The organism is Modestobacter marinus, assembly GCF_011758655.1.
GTDB classification, from domain to species: domain Bacteria; phylum Actinomycetota; class Actinomycetes; order Mycobacteriales; family Geodermatophilaceae; genus Modestobacter; species Modestobacter marinus.
This window is the reverse complement of record NZ_JAAMPA010000001.1, coordinates 2,622,776-2,640,015: the sequence shown is the minus strand read 5'-3', so window position 1 is coordinate 2,640,015 and position 17,240 is coordinate 2,622,776. Positions and strand designations below refer to the sequence as shown.

The window sequence follows — 17,240 nt, the reverse complement described above, 5'->3', positions numbered from 1 at the left end:
CGCCCCGTCGGACACCGGCCCATGGATCTCCGGGTCGCCGGACACCGGCCCCTGGATGGCCGGGTCGCCGGGCGTGCGGACACCTCGTGCAGGACCCGCTGCGACCGGCTCGTCCGGACCACCCGCGGATGCGATCACCGCAGACGGCTGCTCCTGCGACGACTCGTCACCTCGCGATGGGCCCGACGCCACGGCCGCTCCTCCCCGGTCGGTCGCCGCCCCGGCCGCCGTTCGCAGCCGAGCCCCGGTCACCAGACCCGAGCGGCCATGCTGCCTGAGGGGACGACCCTTCTCCGGTAGGCGCGGCGTGATCGCCCGGTCACACTGTGCTCGGCCTCGCCGGTCAGATGGACCCGGGCGCCGCGTTGAGGTTGGCGTGCTCCCGGACCCAGGCGTGCATCGCGATCCCGGCCGCGACCCCGGCGTTCAGCGACCTGGTCGAGCCGAACTGGCTGATCGACACGGTGAGCGCAGCCCCCTGCCGGGCCGCCGGGGTCAACCCGGGACCCTCCTGCCCGAACAGCAGGACACAGCTGCGCGGCAACGACGCCGTCTCCAGCGGGACGGCGCCGGGACCGTTGTCCACTGCCACCACCGTCAGCTCCTCGGCCGCCGCGAAGTCCAGCAGCCCGGTCACCTCCGGGTGGTGGCGGAGGTGCTGGTAGCGGTCGGTCACCATGGCGCCCCGCCGGTTCCACCGACGCCGGCCGACCACGTGCACCTCCGCGGCCAGGAACGCGTTGGCGGTGCGCACCACCGTGCCGATGTTCAGGTCGTGCTCGAAGTTCTCGATCGCGACGTGGAACGGGTGCCGGCGTCGGTCCAGGTCGGCGACCACCGCCTCCAGCCGCCAGTACCGGTAGCGGTCCACCACGTTGCGCCGATCGCCCTCGGCGAGCAGCTCCGGGTCGTACCGCGGGTCCGTCGGCCAGGGCCCGGGCCACGGACCGACGCCCACCGACCCACCCCACTCGGTCGGCCCGGGCACCTCACCCTCCGCTGGTCGGCCGCCCGGGAGCCCACTGCCCGCGCACTCGCCGTCCACGCGGTCGCCGTCCGTGAGCTCGCCAGCCGTCAGCCCGCCGGGCGTGGGCTCGCCGTCCGTGGGGCCGCCGTCCGTCGGCCGGCCGGGGGTCGCCCGACCTGTCGTCCCGTCCGTCACCGCCGGGATGCTGCCACGCCGTGCCGGCGGACCGGCCGGGCCGTCGTCAGCGAGGACGCGCACGCCTCCGCCTGGACCGGCGTGCGGATCCGGCCGCAGGCTCAGACCGGCGCGACCATCGACAGGATCAGCCACGCGACTGCCGCCGAGGGCAGCAGGGAGTCCATCCGGTCCATCAGGCCACCGTGGCCGGGCAGCAGGTCGCCCATGTCCTTGATGCCCAGGTCGCGCTTGATCAACGACTCCCCGAGGTCGCCGAGGGTGGCCGTGACGGCGATGGCGACGCCGTAGAGCACACCGCCCCACCACGGACCGTCGAAGACCAGCGTGATCAGCAGCGTGCCGATGAGCACGCAGGCCGCGACCGACCCCGCCAGCCCCTCCCAGGACTTCTTCGGACTGACCGTGCGGGCCAGGGGGTGTTTCCCGAACAGCACGCCGGCGGCGAAGCCGCCCACGTCGCTGCAGACCACCGTGCCGATGAAGGTCAGCACCCGGGCGGCGCCGTCGTCGGGCACCAGCAGCAGGACGGCGAACCCGGCCAGCAGCGGCACGTACAGGGCGACGAAGACCGCGGCGGACGCATCGCGCAGGTACCCGACCGGACCGTCGCCCAGCCGCCAGAGCAGCACGGCGAAGACGGTGAGCAGGAAGGCGATGACCAGACCCGAGGGCCCGCGCGTCCAGGCCAGGGCCGCCATCGCGACCGCCCCGACCAGGACGGGCGTGCGAGGGGGCCGGTGCCCACCCTTCTCCAGCGCCCTGCTCAGCTCGAAGACGCTGATCAGGACGGCCGCGGTCACGACGACGATGAAGGACGGTCGCCAGAGCAGCAGCGTCGCGAAGACGACCGCGCCCAGCCCCAGCCCGACGCCGACGGCGGCCGCCATGTCCCGCCCGGCCCGGCCGACGGCCCGCGGTGCCCCGCTCGGGGTGTCCTGCAGGGGTTCTCCGGTGACCTCGGTGCCGAGGGCGTCGGGCACCGCGGTGAGGGGGGCGTCGGCGGGCGCGTCCTCGTGGCCGGGTTCGGGGTCCCGCGCCTCGGCCGGCGGATCACCCGGCGTTAGCGGCACGGCGGGGGGTCGTTCGTCGTCCCAGCCCAGGTCGCTGGTGGGCGGCCCGGCGACCGGCCGGGGTCGGGGGCCGGGAGGGCCGGCCGGCGGACGCGGCGGCACCGGCGGCTGGTCGATCCGGACCAACGGCCCGGTGTCGGGGTCCTGCCGTGGCGGCGGGCCCTCCGCCCGGCCACCCGGCCCGTCGGCGACTCCGGCCCGGCTGCGGGCACGCGGACGGCCCGAGCCGAGGGGCTCGGGGCGGTGCGGGTCGCGGGTCACGGCAGCGTCCGGAGGTCGACTCAGACGTCCAGGAGCTCGGTCTCCTTGTTCTTCATCGCCTCGTCGATGCTGGCGACGTGGGCCGCGGTGAGGTCGTCGAGCTCCTTCTCCGCGCGACGCACGTCGTCCTCCCCCGCCTCGCCGTCCTTGTTGATCCGGTCCAGCTCCTCCTTGGCCCGGCGGCGCACGTTGCGGATCGAGACCTTGGCGTCCTCGCCCTTGGACCGGGCCATCTTCACCAGGTCACGGCGGCGCTCCTCGGTCAGCTGCGGGAAGACCACCCGGATCAGCGACCCGTCGTTGGTGGGGTTCACGCCCAGGTCGGAGTTGCGGATCGACTTCTCGATCGCCTGCAGCTGGGTGGCGTCGTAGGGCTTGATGACCGCCATCCGCGCCTCGGGCACGGTGATCGAGGCCATCTGCGGCACCGGGGTCAGCGCACCGTAGTAGTCGACGAAGATCTTGTTGAACATGGACGGCGCGGCGCGGCCGGTGCGAACGGAACCGAGGTCCTCGCGAGCGACCGACAGGGCCTTGTCCATCCGCTCCTCGGCGTCGAGCAGGGTGTCGTCGATCACGGGTTCTCTCCTCCTGCGGCAGCTGCCGGGTCTGTGCGGTGTGCGGATGGGGCGGCACCCGGCGTGCGCCGCCCCGGTCGACGTCCGGCCCGGTCAGGGCTGGGCGCTGATCAGCGTGCCGATCCTCTCACCTGCCACCGCGCGGGCGATGTTGCCGTCGCGCAGCAGGTTGAACACGACGATCGGCATCTGGTTGTCCATGCAAAGGCTGATGGCCGTGGCGTCGGCGACCTTGAGCTGCTTGGCCAGCACCGTGCCGTAGTCCAGGTCGCGGTACATCGTCGCCGCGGAGTTGGTCCGCGGGTCGTCGTCGTAGACGCCGTCGACGCCGTTCTTGGCCATCAGCAGCACCTGGCACTCGATCTCCAGGGCCCGCTGGGCCGCCACGGTGTCGGTGGAGAAGTAGGGCATGCCGGCGCCGGCGCCGAAGATGACCAGCCGGCCCTTCTCCATGTGCCGGATCGCCTTGCGCGGGATGTAGGGCTCGGCGACCTGGCCCATGGTGATCGCCGTCTGCACCCGGGTCTCGAGCCCGGCCTTCTCGCAGAAGTCCTGCAGGGCGAGGCAGTTCATCACCGTGCCGAGCATGCCCATGTAGTCGGCGTGGCCACGGTCCATGCCGGCCTGGGAGAGCTCGGCACCTCGGAAGAAGTTGCCGCCGCCGACCACGACCGCGACCTGGGTGCCGGCGCCGACCACGGCGGCCAGCTGCTCGGCGATGGTGCGGATGATCACCGGGTCGACCCCGACCTTGCCCCCACCGAAGGCCTCACCGGAGAGCTTGAGCAGGACCCGGTCGTAGCCGGACCCGTCCATCGGGGCGAAGGCGGTGGGTGCGGACTTCAGAGCGGTCACGGGCGTTCCTCGGTTCGGTGTCGGATGGATCGATCCTGCCGCATCCGGCGGGTGCGCGCGGGTGTCCGGCGGGTCCGGACGCACCACCGGCCCCGTCCTGGGGAGAACGGGGCCGGTGGTCGGCCACCCGTCCCCCGCGCCGAGCGTGCGTGGCGTGGGGGACGGGTGGTCCTTGCTCAGGCCTGGCCGACCTCGAACCGGGCGAACCGGTCGACGGTCAGGCCGGCGTCGGCGATGACCTGCTTGACGGTGCGCTTCGGCTCGGTGATCGAGGGCTGCTCGAGCAGGACGAAGTCCTTGAAGTAGGCGTTGACCCGCCCCTCGACGATCTTGGTGATCGCCTGCTCGGGCTTGCCCTCCTCCTTCGCGGTCTGCTCGGCGACCCGGCGCTCGGTCTCCACCGCGTCGGCGGGGACCTCCTCGCGGGTCAGGTAGCGCGGACGTGCCGCGGCGATGTGCATCGCCAGCGAACGCGCCGCGTCCTCGTCGCCACCGGAGTACTGCACGGCGACACCGATGGCCGGGGGCAGGTCGGTGGCCCGCTTGTGCAGGTAGACCGCCGTGGTGCCCTCGAAGACGGCGAACCGGGACAGCACCAGCTTCTCGCCGATGCGGGCCGACTCCGACTCGATGAGCGAGGCGACCGTCTGGCCGTCGACCTGGGTGGCCATCAGCGCGTCGACGTCGGCCGGCTTCTCGGCCACGACCAGGTCGAGCAGGCGCTCGGCGAGCTTGACGAAGTCGGCGTTCTTGGCGACGAAGTCGGTCTCGCAGTCGAGCTCGAGCAGCGCGCCGTCCCGGCTGACGACCACGCCGTTGGTGGTCGAGCGCTCCAGGCGCTTGCCGACGTCCTTGGCACCCTTGACGCGCAGGAACTCGATGGCCTTGTCGTAGTCGCCATCGGCCTCGGTCAGGGCCTTCTTGGAGTCCATCATGCCGGCGCCGGTGGCGTCACGGAGACGCTTCACGTCGGCTGCGGTGAAAGCAGGCATGTCACTTCCTCTGATCGGTGGTGGTGCGGGGCGCGGACCCCGCGAGGTGAGGTGCCGGCCTGGGGCCGGGCAGACGGCGGCGCCGCCCTCCCCCGCACCAGGCGGGGAGGAGCGGCGCCGACCGATCAGCCGTTCTCGGCGCCCTGGGTACCGGTGGACTGGTCACCGGTGGCGGGGACGCCCTCGACCGGGGCGACCTCGTCGGCCGTGACGGTCGGCGGGGCGGCCGGCGTCTCGGGCAGCTCGGTGGCGGTGGCCGGGACGGCCTCGGCGGCCGGCGCGGCGGCGTCGGCGGTCCCGCCGGTGAGCAGCTCGCGCTCCCAGTCGGCCAGCGGCTCGCCGCCGCCGACGGCCGGGGTCTCGGCGCCGTCCTCGGACCGGCCGGCGTTGGCCTGCGCGGCCGAGCGGGCCATCAGGCCCTCGGCGACCGCGTCGGCGATGACGCGGGTCAGCAGCGCGGTGCTGCGGATGGCGTCGTCGTTGCCCGGGATCTTGTAGTCGACCTCGTCGGGGTCGCAGTTGGTGTCGAGGATCGCGACGACCGGGATGCCCAGCTTCCGGGCCTCACCGACGGCGATGTGCTCCTTCTTGGTGTCCACGATCCAGACGGCGCTGGGCACCTTCTGCATGTCGCGGATGCCGCCGAGGGAGCGCTCGAGCTTGGCCTTCTCGCGGGAGAGGACCAGCTGCTCCTTCTTGGAGAGGCTGACCAGGGCGCCGGTCTGCTCGAGGTCCTCGAGCTCCTTGAGGCGGGCCAGACGCTTGTAGACGGTCTGGAAGTTGGTGAGCATGCCGCCCAGCCAGCGCTGGTTCACGTAGGGCATGCCGACGCGGGTCGCCTGCTCGGCGATGACCTCCTGCGCCTGGCGCTTGGTCCCGATGAACATGATCGAACCGCCGTGGGCGACGGTCTGCTTCACGAACTCGTAGGCCTGGTCGATGTAACCCAGCGTCTGCTGGATGTCGATGATGTAGATGCCGTTGCGCTCGGTGAAGATGAACCGCTTCATCTTCGGGTTCCAGCGACGGGTCTGGTGCCCGAAGTGGACCCCGCTGTCGAGCAGGTTCTTCATGCTGACGACTGCCACGTGGCGCCGCCTTCCTTCTCGTGCGCGGGCGGCCAGGAGCCGGCGCCGCGCTGCTCGGTTGTCGCGGACGCACCGGGAGGTGCGCCGCCCTGGTGTCCGCACCGCGCCACCGAACCCGCCAGGAGGCGGGACCGAGGTGACGACTGCCCCGCTGGGCTCGCCAGGTGCGCGAGCAGCGGGAAGAGGACACGCGAAGTCGATCCGCCGGAGGCGGACCGCATCGACGAGCATACGCCCTGGCCGGCGGTGGCCCGACCGGGTCGTCCCCAGCACCCGCCTCTGCCCACGACCGCGCGCGGACAGCTGCTGGCGGTGCGGTCCGGCGGCAGCCTCGTGCAGGTGACCACGCCCCGCTCGGCCCTCGTCGTCCTCGTCCTCGTCGCCCTGCTGACCGGCCCGCCCGCGGCATCGGCCGCCCCCGCCGCCGCACCGGAGTCGGCCTCTGCCGCGCCGGCCCCGGCCGCCGGGCTGTGGGCCTGGCCGCTGGCGGGCGCGCCCACGGTCAGCCGGCCCTTCGACGCGCCCGCGACGCCGTACGCGGCCGGGCACCGCGGGGTGGACCTGGCCGGCGCGGTGGGCGGGCAGGTGCTCTCCGCCGGCGACGGGGTGGTCGCCTTCGCCGGGATGGTCGCCGGCCGGCCGGTGGTCAGCGTCGACCACGCCGGCGGCCTGCGCACGACGTACGAGCCGGTGGCCCCGGGGGTGTCCGCCGGGCAGCCCGTGGTGCGCGGCTCTCCGCTGGGCGTGCTGGTGGCCGGGCACGACGGCTGCCCGGTGGACGCGTGCCTGCACTGGGGGCTGCGCCGCGGCGAGACGTACCTGGACCCGCTGTCGCTGCTGCGTCCGCCACGCGTGCGGCTGCTCCCGTGGCACTGAGCCCACCGGGGCTGCGACGGCGCTACCGTCCGGACGTGCGTTGGCGACGGAAGAAGGCCCCCGGAGAGCAGACCCCCGAGCAGCAGACCCCGGGACAGCAGGCCCCGGAGCAGGACGCCGGGCAGGTCCTGGACGGTCTGCGGCAGGTGGTCGACCGGTTCGGCTGGGCGGTGCTGCACGGCGGCGGCAACGGTGCGACCGACCCGCGGTGGTCGCACACCGTGGGGTTGACCGCGCTCGGGCACCCCGAGGTGATCGTCGTGGGGCTGCCGTTCCCGGCCGGGGAGAAGTACCTCAACCTCGTCGGTGAGGCGGTGCGCGGCGGTGCCCGCTTCGGCCCCGGGGCGGCCACGACCGGGCTCACCGACGCCGACTCCCCGGTGGTCTTCCTCGCGGTCGAGGACACCGCGCGGCTCGCCGTCGCCGAGCAGTTCTACGGCTCGATCGAGGTGCTGCAGCTCGTCTGGCCGGACTCGACCGGCCGGCTGCCCTGGCAGGAGGGCCACCGGAACCCGCCGGGAGCCCAGCCACTGCTGGGGCCGCTGCCCGGTGAAGAACCGGCCGGCGACTGAGCCGGCTGGCGTCGGCGTCAGCGGATCGACGGCCCTCGGCCTCGTCCTGGTGGCCGGGCCCGGCCAGCAGGACCGGCGCCGGCTCAGGCGATGTCGGCGAGCTTGGTCCGCAGGTGCAGGACGGCCTTGGTGTGCAGCTGGCAGATCCGGCTCTCGGTCACCCCGAGCACCCGGCCGATGTCGGCCAGGGTCAGGCCCTCGAAGTAGTAGAGGCTGACGACGACCTTCTCCCGCTCGGGGAGCTGCTCGACGGCGCGGGCCAGCAGCTGCCGCGCCTCGCCGTGCTCGGCCATCGCCTGGGGGTCCAGCGCGCTGGTGTCCTTGAGCGTGTCGCCCAGACGGGGAGCGGAGCCGTCGTCGTCCACGAGGAGCTCGTCGAGGGCGACCACGTTGACCAGGGACAGCTGACCGAGGAACTTGCGGATCTCCTCGACGTCCATGTCCATCTCGTCGGCGACCTCTTCGTCGGTCGGGCTGCGCTGGAGCTTCGCCTCCAGCGCCGCGACCGTCCGCTCGTACTGCCTGGCCTTCATCCGCACCGAGCGCGGGATCCAGTCGGTGGACCGCAGCTCGTCGATGATCGCGCCGCGGATCCGGGCCATCGCGTAGCTCTCGAACTTGATCTCCCGCTCCGGCTCGAAGCGGGTGATCGCGTCGATCAGCCCGAACGTCCCGTAGGAGACCAGGTCGGCCTGCTCGACGTGCGCCGGCAGGCCGCTGCCCACCCGGCCGGCGACGTACTTGACCAGCGGCGCGTAGTGCAGGATCAGCCGGTCGCGCAGCCCGGTGTCCCGCTTCTCCACGTACCGCGACCACAGCTCGATCACGTGGGCATCGGGGTCCTCACTCGCACCGACCTGCCGGACCGTCGCCTCAGACACCCGCACTCCCCCGCTCGAACTCTGCTGTCCCGTGCACCGACGCCGCCCTCACGCCCGTGGATGGGCCTGGGCGTGGACCGCACGGAGCCGCTCGACGGTCACGTGCGTGTAGACCTGCGTCGTGGCGAGGCTAGCGTGGCCCAGCAGCTCCTGGACGCTGCGCAGGTCGGCGCCGCCCTCCAGCACGTGGGTGGCGGCCGAGTGCCGCAGCCCGTGCGGGCCGACGTCCGGGGTCCCCGGCGCGGCGGCGACCGCCGCGTGCACCACCCGGCGGGCCTCCCGCGGGTCCAGCCGGCCACCGCGCACGCCCAGCAGGAGCGCCGGGCCACTGCTCCCCGTCGCGAGCACCGGACGGCCCCGCCCCAGCCACGCCTCCAGGGCCTCGGCCGCCGGGGCGCCGAACGGCACACTGCGCTCCTTGCGCCCCTTGCCCAGCACGCGCAGCAACCGGCGTCCGCGGTCGACGTCGTCCACGTCCAGCCCGACGAGCTCGCCGACGCGCACCCCGCTGGCGTAGAGCAGCTCGACGACCAGGACGTTCCGCAACCGCAGCGCCGCGTCGGCCGGGGTCTCCTCCTCCGCCGTCGGGCGCGCCGCCTCCTCGAGCACCGCACGGGCCTGGTCGGCGCCGAGCACCCCGGGGAGCGTGCGGTGGGCACGGGGGCTGGCCAGCCGGAGCCCGACGTCCTCGGCGGCCTGCCCGCTGCGCCGCAGGTGGGCGGTGAAGGACCGGGACGACGCGGCCCGCCGGGCGGTGGTGGACCGGCTGGCCCCGCGGGTCCGCCCCTGGGCCAGCCAGCTGCGCAGGGTGGCGAGGTCGAGGTCGGCGACCGTGCGGCCGCCGCGCCGGACCAGGTGGTCCAGCAGCGAGACGACGTCACCGACGTAGCCGCGGACGGTGTGCTCGGAGAGGTCCCGCTGGAGGCGCAGGTGCTCCTCCCAGCCTGCCAGCGGCTCCTCGAGCGCCGGCGGGAGCGCGGCTCGCAGCTCTGCTGTCCCGGTGGCCATGGGCGCAGGGTCCGTCGGGGAGAGGGACTGGTCAACGGGCCACGCCGTCGACCGAGCGCGTTCGCTAGGAGGTGGAGCTCGGGAGGGCCGTGCCGATCGCGTAGAGCAGCCAGATGGAGCAGCCCAGCACCAGGCCGATGATGACCCAGAGTCGCGCGCGTCTCGATGCCTTCTGCGCCCCGGGGAGGTCACCGGCCGCGATCTTCTGACTGGTCTGCGCGGCGAAGACGAGGGCGATGACGCCCGCGAAGGGGAAGAAGATGCACAGGACCGTCACCAGGACGGCCTGCACCAGGTAGGTCGGCGGCGGCTCGGGCGGCGTGTGCAGCCAGACCTGCTGCTGGGGCCACTGGATCCCGGGCGGGTGCCCGCCCGCGCGGCTCGGCTGGCCGGACCCCACCGGGTGGGGCTCCTGGTGGGACGACTGCTGGAGGTGCTGCGGTGGCTGCTGCCACGGGGTCGGCCCGCCCCAGTCCTCTCCCGGGTCCTGCGATTGCGTCATCGCTCCTCCTGTCCGGCCCTGCTCCTGCGACCGCTCTCGAAACGAACCCACTCCCGCCCACTCGCGTCCCAGGTCCACCGACCGGGTTCGACCTCGGCCCCCTGCTCGACGGCAGCCCGAAAGGCCTCGGCGGGCAGGCCGGCGGTGAAGACGAACTCCGCACCGGTCACCTCGTTCTCGAAGACGACGGCGCGTGCCCCGGCTCGCTCCTGTCCGGTCCCGAGCAGGCTCTGCACCCAGTCGCGCAGGCCGGTGCAGGCGTCCGCGGCGAGCCGCTCGAAGACGGTGCTGAGAAAGGGCGCGAGCACCGAACTGGTCAACAGCACCTCCGCGGCCGACTCGACACCCCGCCGCACCGGCTGGACACGACAGGTGACCTCGACGCCCGCGGCCTCGAGCGCACTGGCCGCGGACAACCCCACCTCCCGAGGCAGGGTCGCGGGCCAGCAGAGGTCGGCCTTCACCCGGGGGCTCGCCCTGCCGGTCACGACCCCTCCGGCAGTGTCCAGAGCTCGACGTCGCCGCTGCGGGCCGCGGTCAGCACCGTGCGGTCGTCGGGCAAGAACCCCATCCCCACGGCCGGCCCAGGGAGCATCACCTCGGCGACTGGTGCGCCGGTCGGGTCCCACACCCGAAGCGACCGGCCGTCGGCCACACTGGCCAGCAGCAGGCCGTCGGCGGACCGCCGGAGTCGATCGACTCTCGTGCCGTGCTGCCGCCGGCAGAGCAGGCGCCCGTCCCACCCCCAGGTACTGACCCGGCCGCCGACCGACCCGGTGGTCAGTCCGGTCGTCGAGACGTCCAGGGCCGCCACGCCCGTGGCGTGCTGCCAGGTGCCCGTGAGGCGGGCACGGACGTCGTACCGGCGGACGAGCCCGTCGTCGCCGGCCACAAGGAGGCCCTCGTCCCCGGGCACGAAGGCGACCGCGGTGAGCTCCCCGAGACGCCGCGGGTAGCCGCTCGATCGCCCGTCATCCGCCAGGACCGGGACGTGCTGGACGCACGTCCCCTGGCTGTCGAAGACGCGGAGGGAGCAGTCCCCCGCCGTGGCCAGCCAGTGCCCGTCGCTGCTGAAGGCGAGCGCGTCCACGCGCTGGGCGCCGCCCTCCATGACCCGCACCGGCACCTCGGTCTCCAAGTCCCACACCACGACCAGACCCCCGTCGTGGGCGCTGGCGACATGCCGGGGCCAGGGCCCCCAGGCGGTGCAGCGTGCACGTTCCCGCTGGGCCAGCACGCACAGTCCGACCAGCCGACCGGTCCTCGTCGACAGGACCCGGAGGACGCCGTCGGTGCCGACGAGCGCCACCAGGCCGCGCGGGCCCACGGCGGCATCACAGGAGGACGCCGTGACCAGCCGGCCGGCCGACCGCACCGGAGGCACCGGCCGTTCACCGGCGTCCCGGGTGGGCGTGGCAGACCCGGTGCGGGGCGGGGACGGTCGCGTGGTCGCAGCCGTGCCGGAGGTTTCGTGCGGCCTGGCGCTCCGGTCGTCGCCGGGGGCACTGCCCCCGCGGACGGCATCGGCCAGCTTCCTGCGGGTCGTCGCCAACCAGTCACCCGGCGGGACCGGGTCGCCTGCTTCGGGTGCCGGACGATCGCGCTCGGGTCGCACGGCTGCCGATGTCGCCGGGACGGCCGCCGTCGCCCGCCCGGGAACCGTGAAGACGTGGGTCTCGTCGGAGGCGAGGAACAGCACCGGCGTGGCCCACTCCAGGCTCCGCAGGGCCATCTTCACGCTCTCCCGGGCCAGCGTGACGGCACGGTCGACCGGCAGGCCGCGGGCGATGCCCTCGTAGAAGGAACTGGAGAAGGCCAGGGCGGCGGGGTCACTGATCTCGTACTGCATGGCGACGACCGCCGGGACCCCTTCGCGCATCAGCTTCGCCGCAGTGCTCGAGAAGAACCCCGCTGCCCCGGTCACCGCCGATTCGCACGCGTTGAGCACGACGAGCCGAAGTTGCGGGTTGTCGGCGACGAGGCGGCCCAGGTCGGTGGCCAGGACGGGCATGGCGTTGCCGTCGTCGTCCGAGAGCTCCAGGTACCCGGACTCGGCGTCCTCGTCGAAGCCCCCGTGGCCGATGAAGTGCAGGACGTGCCAGGGCTCTGACCGGACCGCCTCCGCGAGGTCGCCCCACCGGTCTCCAGACAACCACTCCACCTCGACCATGCTGGAGCTGAGCCGGCCGAGCGCCTGGGACACGTCCCGCCGTTCCTCCTCCGCCTCCAACGGAGGGAGATCGGCCGGTCGGGCCATCACGCCGAGCACCCGCAGTGGGGGGTCGACGCGCAGCGGCGGCACGGGCTCCATGAGGTGCGGCGCCCGGGCCACCGACACGCGGAGCGCCAGGTAGTCGTCGCGAGTGTCCGGGTCGACCGCGAACTCCCAGGGGATCCGGCTGACGTTGGGGCCGACCGGGTCGATCAGCACTCGGAGGGTCTGTTTGTGCTCCCGCGCCTTGTCGCGACAGCGCGAGAACAGCAGCCGGACGTCACCGGTGAGCAGGGCGTCGGAGAGCTCCGCACCGAAGTCCTGCGCGGCCCGTTCGGGCGTGGTGGCTCGCCGAGTGGTGACCTGGGCCGTCGACCGGATGAGGGACTTCTCCACCCGGGCCAGGCGCTCGTCCAGGAGTCGTGCGGTGAACGGTGCGGGGAGCTTCTGCACCGTGCCACCCAGGGGCGACGTGCAGACGATGACCCACTCGTCGTGGGACTCGACTATGCCGAGTCGAAAGGCCATGTCCATCGCGCCCCCGCCCCTTCCGCACGTCAGTGCACACCCGAGCGCCCTCGCTTGACCAGCGGGTAAGGGGTGGTGCTGACCGGTGCCCCGCTCTGGCGCACGGCCCCGGCGGGCTCTGGCCGACCGGCTCGTGCCCTCCAGCGGAGGTCCAGGGCCTTCGACCTGCGGTGCGACCACCGCCGCGGCCGACCGGTCACCGTCGATCGGGTGAGCGGACGGCACGCCCGACACCAGACTGGTCACTCAATGCACCTGGTCGCATCCGCTGGGTCGATCGGCGTGGGCGCCTCACTTCCCAGAGCCGGGTGCTCCTCACCTCCGCGGCGACTGCCGGCGTACCCGCCAACCGGTGCCGGTCCACTCGACGAGGTCGGCGAGCTCCAGCGCCGGAAGCACCCGGAGCACGTCGACGACCGAACAGCCGGCGACCGCCGCCAGCCGCTCCGGCGGCACGCCCACCCGCACCGGGCAGGCGTCCAGCACCCGCCGGGCGACGTCGGACAGCGAGTCACCCGGCGCGGTCTCCCGCTCCACCGGCGGCGCCAGGTCCTCCCCCACCCTGCCGACCACCTCCAGCACCTCGGCCGCCGAGGTCACCAGCGCCACGGGACGCTCCACCTCCCGCAGGAGCTGGTGGCAGCCCACCGACATCGCGCTGGTGACCGGACCGGGGACGGCCATCACCGCCTTGCCCAGCTCCCGCGCCCGGTTGGCGGTGGCCTGGGCGCCGGAGCGGGCGGCCGCCTCGACCACCACGGTGCCCCGGGTCAGTGCGGCGATCAGCCGGTTCCGCACCAGGAACCGGTGCCGCAGCGGTGCGCAGCCCGGCGGCCACTCGCTGACCAGCAGCCCCTCGTCCAGGATGCGGGCGAACAGCGCCGAGTGCGCACCGGGGTACACCCGGTCGACCCCGCAGGCCAGGACGGCGACGGTCGGCCCTCCGGCGGCCAGCGCCCCCCGGTGCGCCGCGGCGTCGATCCCGAACGCGCCACCGGAGACCGTCGTCCAGCCCCGCTCTCCCAGCCCGTGCGCCAGCTCGCCGGCGACGTGCTCGCCGTAGGCCGTCGAGGCCCGCGACCCGACCAACGCGACCGACCGGTCGACCAGCCCGGTCAGCGACGCCGCGCCCCGCACCCACAGCGCCAGGGGCGGCACCAGGGTGAGCGTGCGGTTCGGCTGCCGGCCGTCCACCAGCCCCCGCCCGTCCTCGGTGGCCAGGGTCAGGGAGTGCAGCGGCAGCGCCGGCCACTCCGGGTCCTCGGGCACGACCAGCCGGCCGCCACACCGTGCCACCCGGCGGAGGTCCTCGACACTGGCGTCCTCGCCCGCCCGGGCACCGGCCACCGCCTGCACCTCGGCCGGGGCAGTGCCCGCCCGCAGCGCGGCGGCGGCCACCACCGGGCCCGACTGCTCGACGAACCGCCACGCCGCCGACGACCCCGGCTCCAGGGCCCGGGACAACCACGCGCGTGCCCGCCGGACCTCGGGGTCGGCACCGCCGCTCATGCCGCTGCCCGCTGCAGCCGCATGCCCAGCGCCTCGGCCACCTGGTCGGGGCCGGGGACGGTGAGACCGGCGAGGTCGGCCAGCGTCCACGCCACGCGGACGACCCGGTCGAAGCCGCGCACCGAGATCGACCCGCGTTCCAGCGCCCGCTCCGCCAGGGCGAGCGCCGCGCGGGGCACCGGCCAGCGGTCCCGGAGCAGCCGCCCCGGCACCTGGCTGTTCAGCGCCAGGCCGCTGCCGGCCAGCCGCTCGGCCGCCACCGCCCGCGCGCCCCGCACCCGGGCAGCGACCACGGCGGTCGACTCGGGGGTGCCCAGGCCGTCCAGCCACGCGGCCCGGGTCACCGGCGGCAGGGTGACGCGCAGGTCGATCCGGTCCAGCAGCGGCCCGGACAGCCGCGACTGGTAGCGCCGCCGTTCCAGGGCGCTGCAGGTGCACGCCGTGTCACCGGCCGCGCTGGCGCAGGGGCAGGGGTTGGCGGCCAGGACGAGCTGCGCCCGGCACGGGAAGGTCGCCGACCCCTGGGCCCGGTGGATGGTCACCGTCCCGCGTTCCAATGGCTGGCGCAGCGTGTCCAGCACGGCCCGGGGGAACTCGGGCGCCTCGTCCAGGAAGAGCACCCCGCGGTGGGCCCGGCACAGCGCGCCGGGACGGATCTGGCCCGAGCCGCCGCCGACCAGGGCGGCCATCGTCGCCGAGTGGTGCGGCGCCTCGAACGTCGGCCGGGTCACCAGCGGCGCACCGGGCGGGAGGGTGCCGGCGATGGAGGCGATGGCGGTCACCTCCAGGGCGGCCTGCTCGTCCAACGGGGGCAGCAGCCCGGGCAGCCGTTCGGCGAGCATGGTCTTGCCGGCCCCCGGCGGTCCGCTGAGGAACAGGTGATGACCCCCGGCGGCGGCCACCTCGACCGCCCGGCGTCCCGCGGCCTGCCCCACCACGTCGGCCAGGTCGGGGCCCGGTGGCCCCGGGGCGGCGGCTGCCCGGACGTGCCGGTGGAGAGCGGCCTTCCCGGCGAGGTGGGCGACCACCTGGCGCAGGTCCGCGGCCGCCAGCACCGCGATGCCCTCGACCAGCCCCGCCTCGTCGGCGTTCTCCTGCGGGACCACCACCTCGCGATGCCCGGCGCGCGCGGCGGCCAGCACGGACGGCAGCACCCCGCGGACGGCCCGCAGCGTCCCGTCGAGCCCGAGCTCACCCAGCAGCACCAGGTCCCGGACGGCGGCCGCGGGCACCACCCGGGCGCCGGCGAGCACGGCGACGGCCAGCGCCAGGTCGAACCCACTGCCCTGCTTGGGCATGGCCGCCGGCGAGAGCCCGATGGTCACCCGGCGCAGCGGGAACTCGTGCCCGCTGTTGAGCAGCGCCGCCCGCACCCGGTCCACCGACTGGCGCACCACGGCGTCCGGCAGCCCGACCAGCGCCACGGTGGGCACCCCGGGCGCCAGGTCGACCTCCACCTCGACCATCGCCCCCTGCACGCCGGCCAGGCCCACCGACCAGGTCTGTGCCAGCGCCATCAGAACGCGTTCCGCAGGTGCGTCACCCGGGCCGGCCCGGACGACGGGACGTGCACCGCGACGACGTCGAAGCGCAGGTCCGGGGCGTGCTGGTCGTGGGCCGCCAGCCAGGCGCGGGCGAGCACCCGCAGCCGGTGGCGCTTGTCGGCGGTCACCGCCTCGGCCGGGTGACCGAACCCGGTGCCGGTGCGGGTCTTCACCTCGCAGAAGACCAGCGCCCGGCCGTCCCGGGCGACGACGTCGAGCTCACCGCCGCGACAGCGCCAGTTGCGGTCGAGGACCTGGAGGCCGGCGTCGGTCAGCGCCCGGACGGCGACCCGTTCGCCGTAGGCGCCGAGGGCGGCGCGGTGGCCGGGCGGGGACTTCTGCGGATGAGGCACCCCTCGACCGTCGCTGCCCGGAGCCGGGTGGGGCCAGAGCTCCGGCCGGTCTGTGGACGGACGCCGTCGGTGTGGACAGCGGCCGGCGGAGCTGCCCCAGGACGAGCCAGGGTGCCCCGGGGGATCAGGGCAGGCGCGGGTTGTCCGGGAGCTCGAGGTCCGGCTTGTCCAGCTCCTCCACGTTGACGTCCTTGAACGTCACCACCCGGACGTTCTTCACGAACCGGGCCGGGCGGTACATGTCCCACACCCACGCGTCGGAGAGGGTCAGCTCGAAGAAGACCTCCCCCCCGGCGTCCCGGACCTGGAGGTCGACGCTGTTGGCCAGGTAGAAGCGCCGCTCGGTCTCCACGACGTAGGAGAACTGGCGGACGATGTCCTTGTACTCGCGATAGAGCTGCAGCTCCATCTCGGTCTCGTACTTCTCGAGGTCCTCGGTGCTCATCGCGCGTGCTCCATCGGGGCCGGGGACGTCAGTGCTGCGGCCGGGGCTCCGGACGGCACCGGACCATCATCGTCCATGGCCGCTGCTCCCGGCAGGGGTGCCGTCCGCGCGGCGTGTGCGGCCCGGGCCCGGGCGACGTTGACGAAGCGCAGCCGGTGTTCCGGGCACGGCCCGTGCTCGTCGAGGGCGGCGCTGTGCGCGTCGGTGATGTAGCCCTTGTGCTCGGCGAACCCGTACTGCGGGAAGCGCGCGTCCAGCTCCAGCATCGTCCGGTCCCGGCTGACCTTGGCCAGCACCGAGGCGGCCGCCACGCAGGCCGCCACCCGGTCGCCCTTCCACACCGCGAGGGACGGCTGGGACAGGCCGCTGACCGGGAAGCCGTCGCTGAGCACGTAGTCCGGGCACGGGTCGAGCACCCGGACGGCGCGGCGCAGCGCCTCGATGTTGGTCACGTGCATGCCGCGCGCGTCGAGCTCCCCGACCGGGATGGCGACCACCGACCAGCAGACCGCCCGGTCGACCACCTCGGCGTAGACCTCGTCCCGAGTGGCGGCGGTGAGCAGCTTGGAGTCGGCCAGCCCGGGCACCCGCCCGCGACGCCCGGCGGGGAGCACGCACGCGGCTGCCACGAGCGGGCCGGCGCAGGCGCCGCGCCCGGCCTCGTCCGCCCCGGCGATGGCGGCGAACCCCCGGCGGCGGAGCGAGCGCTCCATCGTCCAGAGGTCGTCGGCGGGATCTGCAGCACCAGGTCGAGCGGCCATCGCCTGCCGACCCTACGTCGCCGCACCGGGCTCGCGAGGA

The 17,240-nt window shown here is 74.4% G+C and carries 18 protein-coding genes; 2 read left to right on the top strand and 16 right to left on the bottom strand.

What is annotated here, in order from left to right:
• Nucleotides 1-343: 343 nt before the first annotated feature.
• From FB380_RS24710 to rpsB, 6 genes are all read right to left on the bottom strand, one after another.
• A complete protein-coding gene (locus FB380_RS24710; protein WP_188959593.1) occupies nucleotides 344-988 on the bottom strand; it encodes a TrmH family RNA methyltransferase in 645 nt (214 codons plus the stop codon).
• Nucleotides 989-1,263: 275 nt separating this feature from the next.
• Nucleotides 1,264-2,235 carry a phosphatidate cytidylyltransferase gene (locus FB380_RS12515; protein WP_229682077.1) on the bottom strand — a complete coding sequence of 324 codons (972 nt, stop codon included), beginning with the start codon at nucleotides 2,233-2,235 and terminating at the stop codon, nucleotides 1,264-1,266.
• A 281-nt stretch (nucleotides 2,236-2,516) separates the two neighbouring features.
• Complete coding sequence (gene frr, locus FB380_RS12510) at nucleotides 2,517-3,074, bottom strand: ribosome recycling factor (protein ID WP_166755318.1); 558 nt, start codon at nucleotides 3,072-3,074, stop codon at nucleotides 2,517-2,519.
• A gap of 93 nt (nucleotides 3,075-3,167) precedes the next feature.
• Entirely contained in the window at nucleotides 3,168-3,929 is a 762-nt protein-coding gene (gene pyrH / locus FB380_RS12505) for a UMP kinase (RefSeq protein WP_249523470.1), read from the bottom strand.
• Nucleotides 3,930-4,105: 176 nt separating this feature from the next.
• Nucleotides 4,106-4,921 (bottom strand): translation elongation factor Ts, encoded by an 816-nt coding sequence (gene tsf, locus FB380_RS12500; protein WP_166755317.1) that lies wholly within the window; start codon nucleotides 4,919-4,921, stop codon nucleotides 4,106-4,108.
• Between the two features lie 125 nt (nucleotides 4,922-5,046).
• On the bottom strand, nucleotides 5,047-6,009 hold the full coding sequence (rpsB, locus tag FB380_RS12495; RefSeq protein WP_166755316.1) for a 30S ribosomal protein S2: 963 nt from the start codon (nucleotides 6,007-6,009) through the stop codon (nucleotides 5,047-5,049).
• A 339-nt stretch (nucleotides 6,010-6,348) separates the two neighbouring features.
• Here rpsB and FB380_RS12490 point away from each other — a divergent pair, with 339 nt between their 5' ends.
• Together FB380_RS12490 and FB380_RS12485 are read left to right on the top strand one after the other, a co-directional pair.
• Complete coding sequence (locus FB380_RS12490; protein ID WP_229682078.1) at nucleotides 6,349-6,885, top strand: murein hydrolase activator EnvC family protein; 537 nt, start codon at nucleotides 6,349-6,351, stop codon at nucleotides 6,883-6,885.
• Nucleotides 6,886-6,920: 35 nt separating this feature from the next.
• Nucleotides 6,921-7,457, top strand: a complete 537-nt coding sequence (locus tag FB380_RS12485) for a DUF4262 domain-containing protein (RefSeq protein ID WP_166755315.1) — start codon at nucleotides 6,921-6,923, stop codon at nucleotides 7,455-7,457.
• An 83-nt stretch (nucleotides 7,458-7,540) separates the two neighbouring features.
• Here FB380_RS12485 and whiG read toward each other — a convergent pair whose 3' ends face one another.
• From whiG to FB380_RS12435, 10 genes are all read right to left on the bottom strand, one after another.
• The gene (whiG, locus tag FB380_RS12480; RefSeq protein WP_166755314.1) at nucleotides 7,541-8,338 is read right to left on the bottom strand and encodes an RNA polymerase sigma factor WhiG; all 798 of its coding nucleotides are present in this window, start codon (nucleotides 8,336-8,338) and stop codon (nucleotides 7,541-7,543) included.
• Between the two features lie 48 nt (nucleotides 8,339-8,386).
• The gene (locus tag FB380_RS12475) at nucleotides 8,387-9,346 is read right to left on the bottom strand and encodes a tyrosine recombinase XerC (RefSeq protein ID WP_166755313.1); all 960 of its coding nucleotides are present in this window, start codon (nucleotides 9,344-9,346) and stop codon (nucleotides 8,387-8,389) included.
• 64 nt (nucleotides 9,347-9,410) lie between these two features.
• On the bottom strand, nucleotides 9,411-9,848 hold the full coding sequence (locus FB380_RS12470) for a CD225/dispanin family protein (protein WP_166755312.1): 438 nt from the start codon (nucleotides 9,846-9,848) through the stop codon (nucleotides 9,411-9,413).
• Nucleotides 9,845-10,336 (bottom strand): hypothetical protein, encoded by a 492-nt coding sequence (locus FB380_RS12465; protein ID WP_166755311.1) that lies wholly within the window; start codon nucleotides 10,334-10,336, stop codon nucleotides 9,845-9,847. Before FB380_RS12465 ends, FB380_RS12470 begins: the two co-directional genes overlap by 4 nt.
• Nucleotides 10,333-12,588 (bottom strand): CHAT domain-containing WD40 repeat protein, encoded by a 2,256-nt coding sequence (locus tag FB380_RS12460; protein WP_166755310.1) that lies wholly within the window; start codon nucleotides 12,586-12,588, stop codon nucleotides 10,333-10,335. The genes FB380_RS12465 and FB380_RS12460 overlap by 4 nt, the downstream gene beginning before the upstream one ends.
• Nucleotides 12,589-12,903: 315 nt before the next feature.
• Nucleotides 12,904-14,097: a DNA-processing protein DprA gene (gene dprA / locus FB380_RS12455; protein ID WP_166755309.1), complete on the bottom strand. Its 1,194-nt coding sequence runs from the start codon at nucleotides 14,095-14,097 to the stop codon at nucleotides 12,904-12,906.
• On the bottom strand, nucleotides 14,094-15,614 hold the full coding sequence (locus tag FB380_RS12450) for a YifB family Mg chelatase-like AAA ATPase (RefSeq protein WP_166755308.1): 1,521 nt from the start codon (nucleotides 15,612-15,614) through the stop codon (nucleotides 14,094-14,096). The genes dprA and FB380_RS12450 overlap by 4 nt, the downstream gene beginning before the upstream one ends.
• Nucleotides 15,614-15,994: a YraN family protein gene (locus FB380_RS12445; RefSeq protein ID WP_166755307.1), complete on the bottom strand. Its 381-nt coding sequence runs from the start codon at nucleotides 15,992-15,994 to the stop codon at nucleotides 15,614-15,616. The genes FB380_RS12450 and FB380_RS12445 overlap by 1 nt, the downstream gene beginning before the upstream one ends.
• Before the next feature lie 124 nt (nucleotides 15,995-16,118).
• Nucleotides 16,119-16,439, bottom strand: a complete 321-nt coding sequence (locus FB380_RS12440) for a DUF2469 domain-containing protein (protein WP_036339823.1) — start codon at nucleotides 16,437-16,439, stop codon at nucleotides 16,119-16,121.
• A complete protein-coding gene (locus tag FB380_RS12435) occupies nucleotides 16,436-17,200 on the bottom strand; it encodes a ribonuclease HII (protein WP_166755306.1) in 765 nt (254 codons plus the stop codon). Before FB380_RS12435 ends, FB380_RS12440 begins: the two co-directional genes overlap by 4 nt.
• Nucleotides 17,201-17,240: the final 40 nt, after the last annotated feature.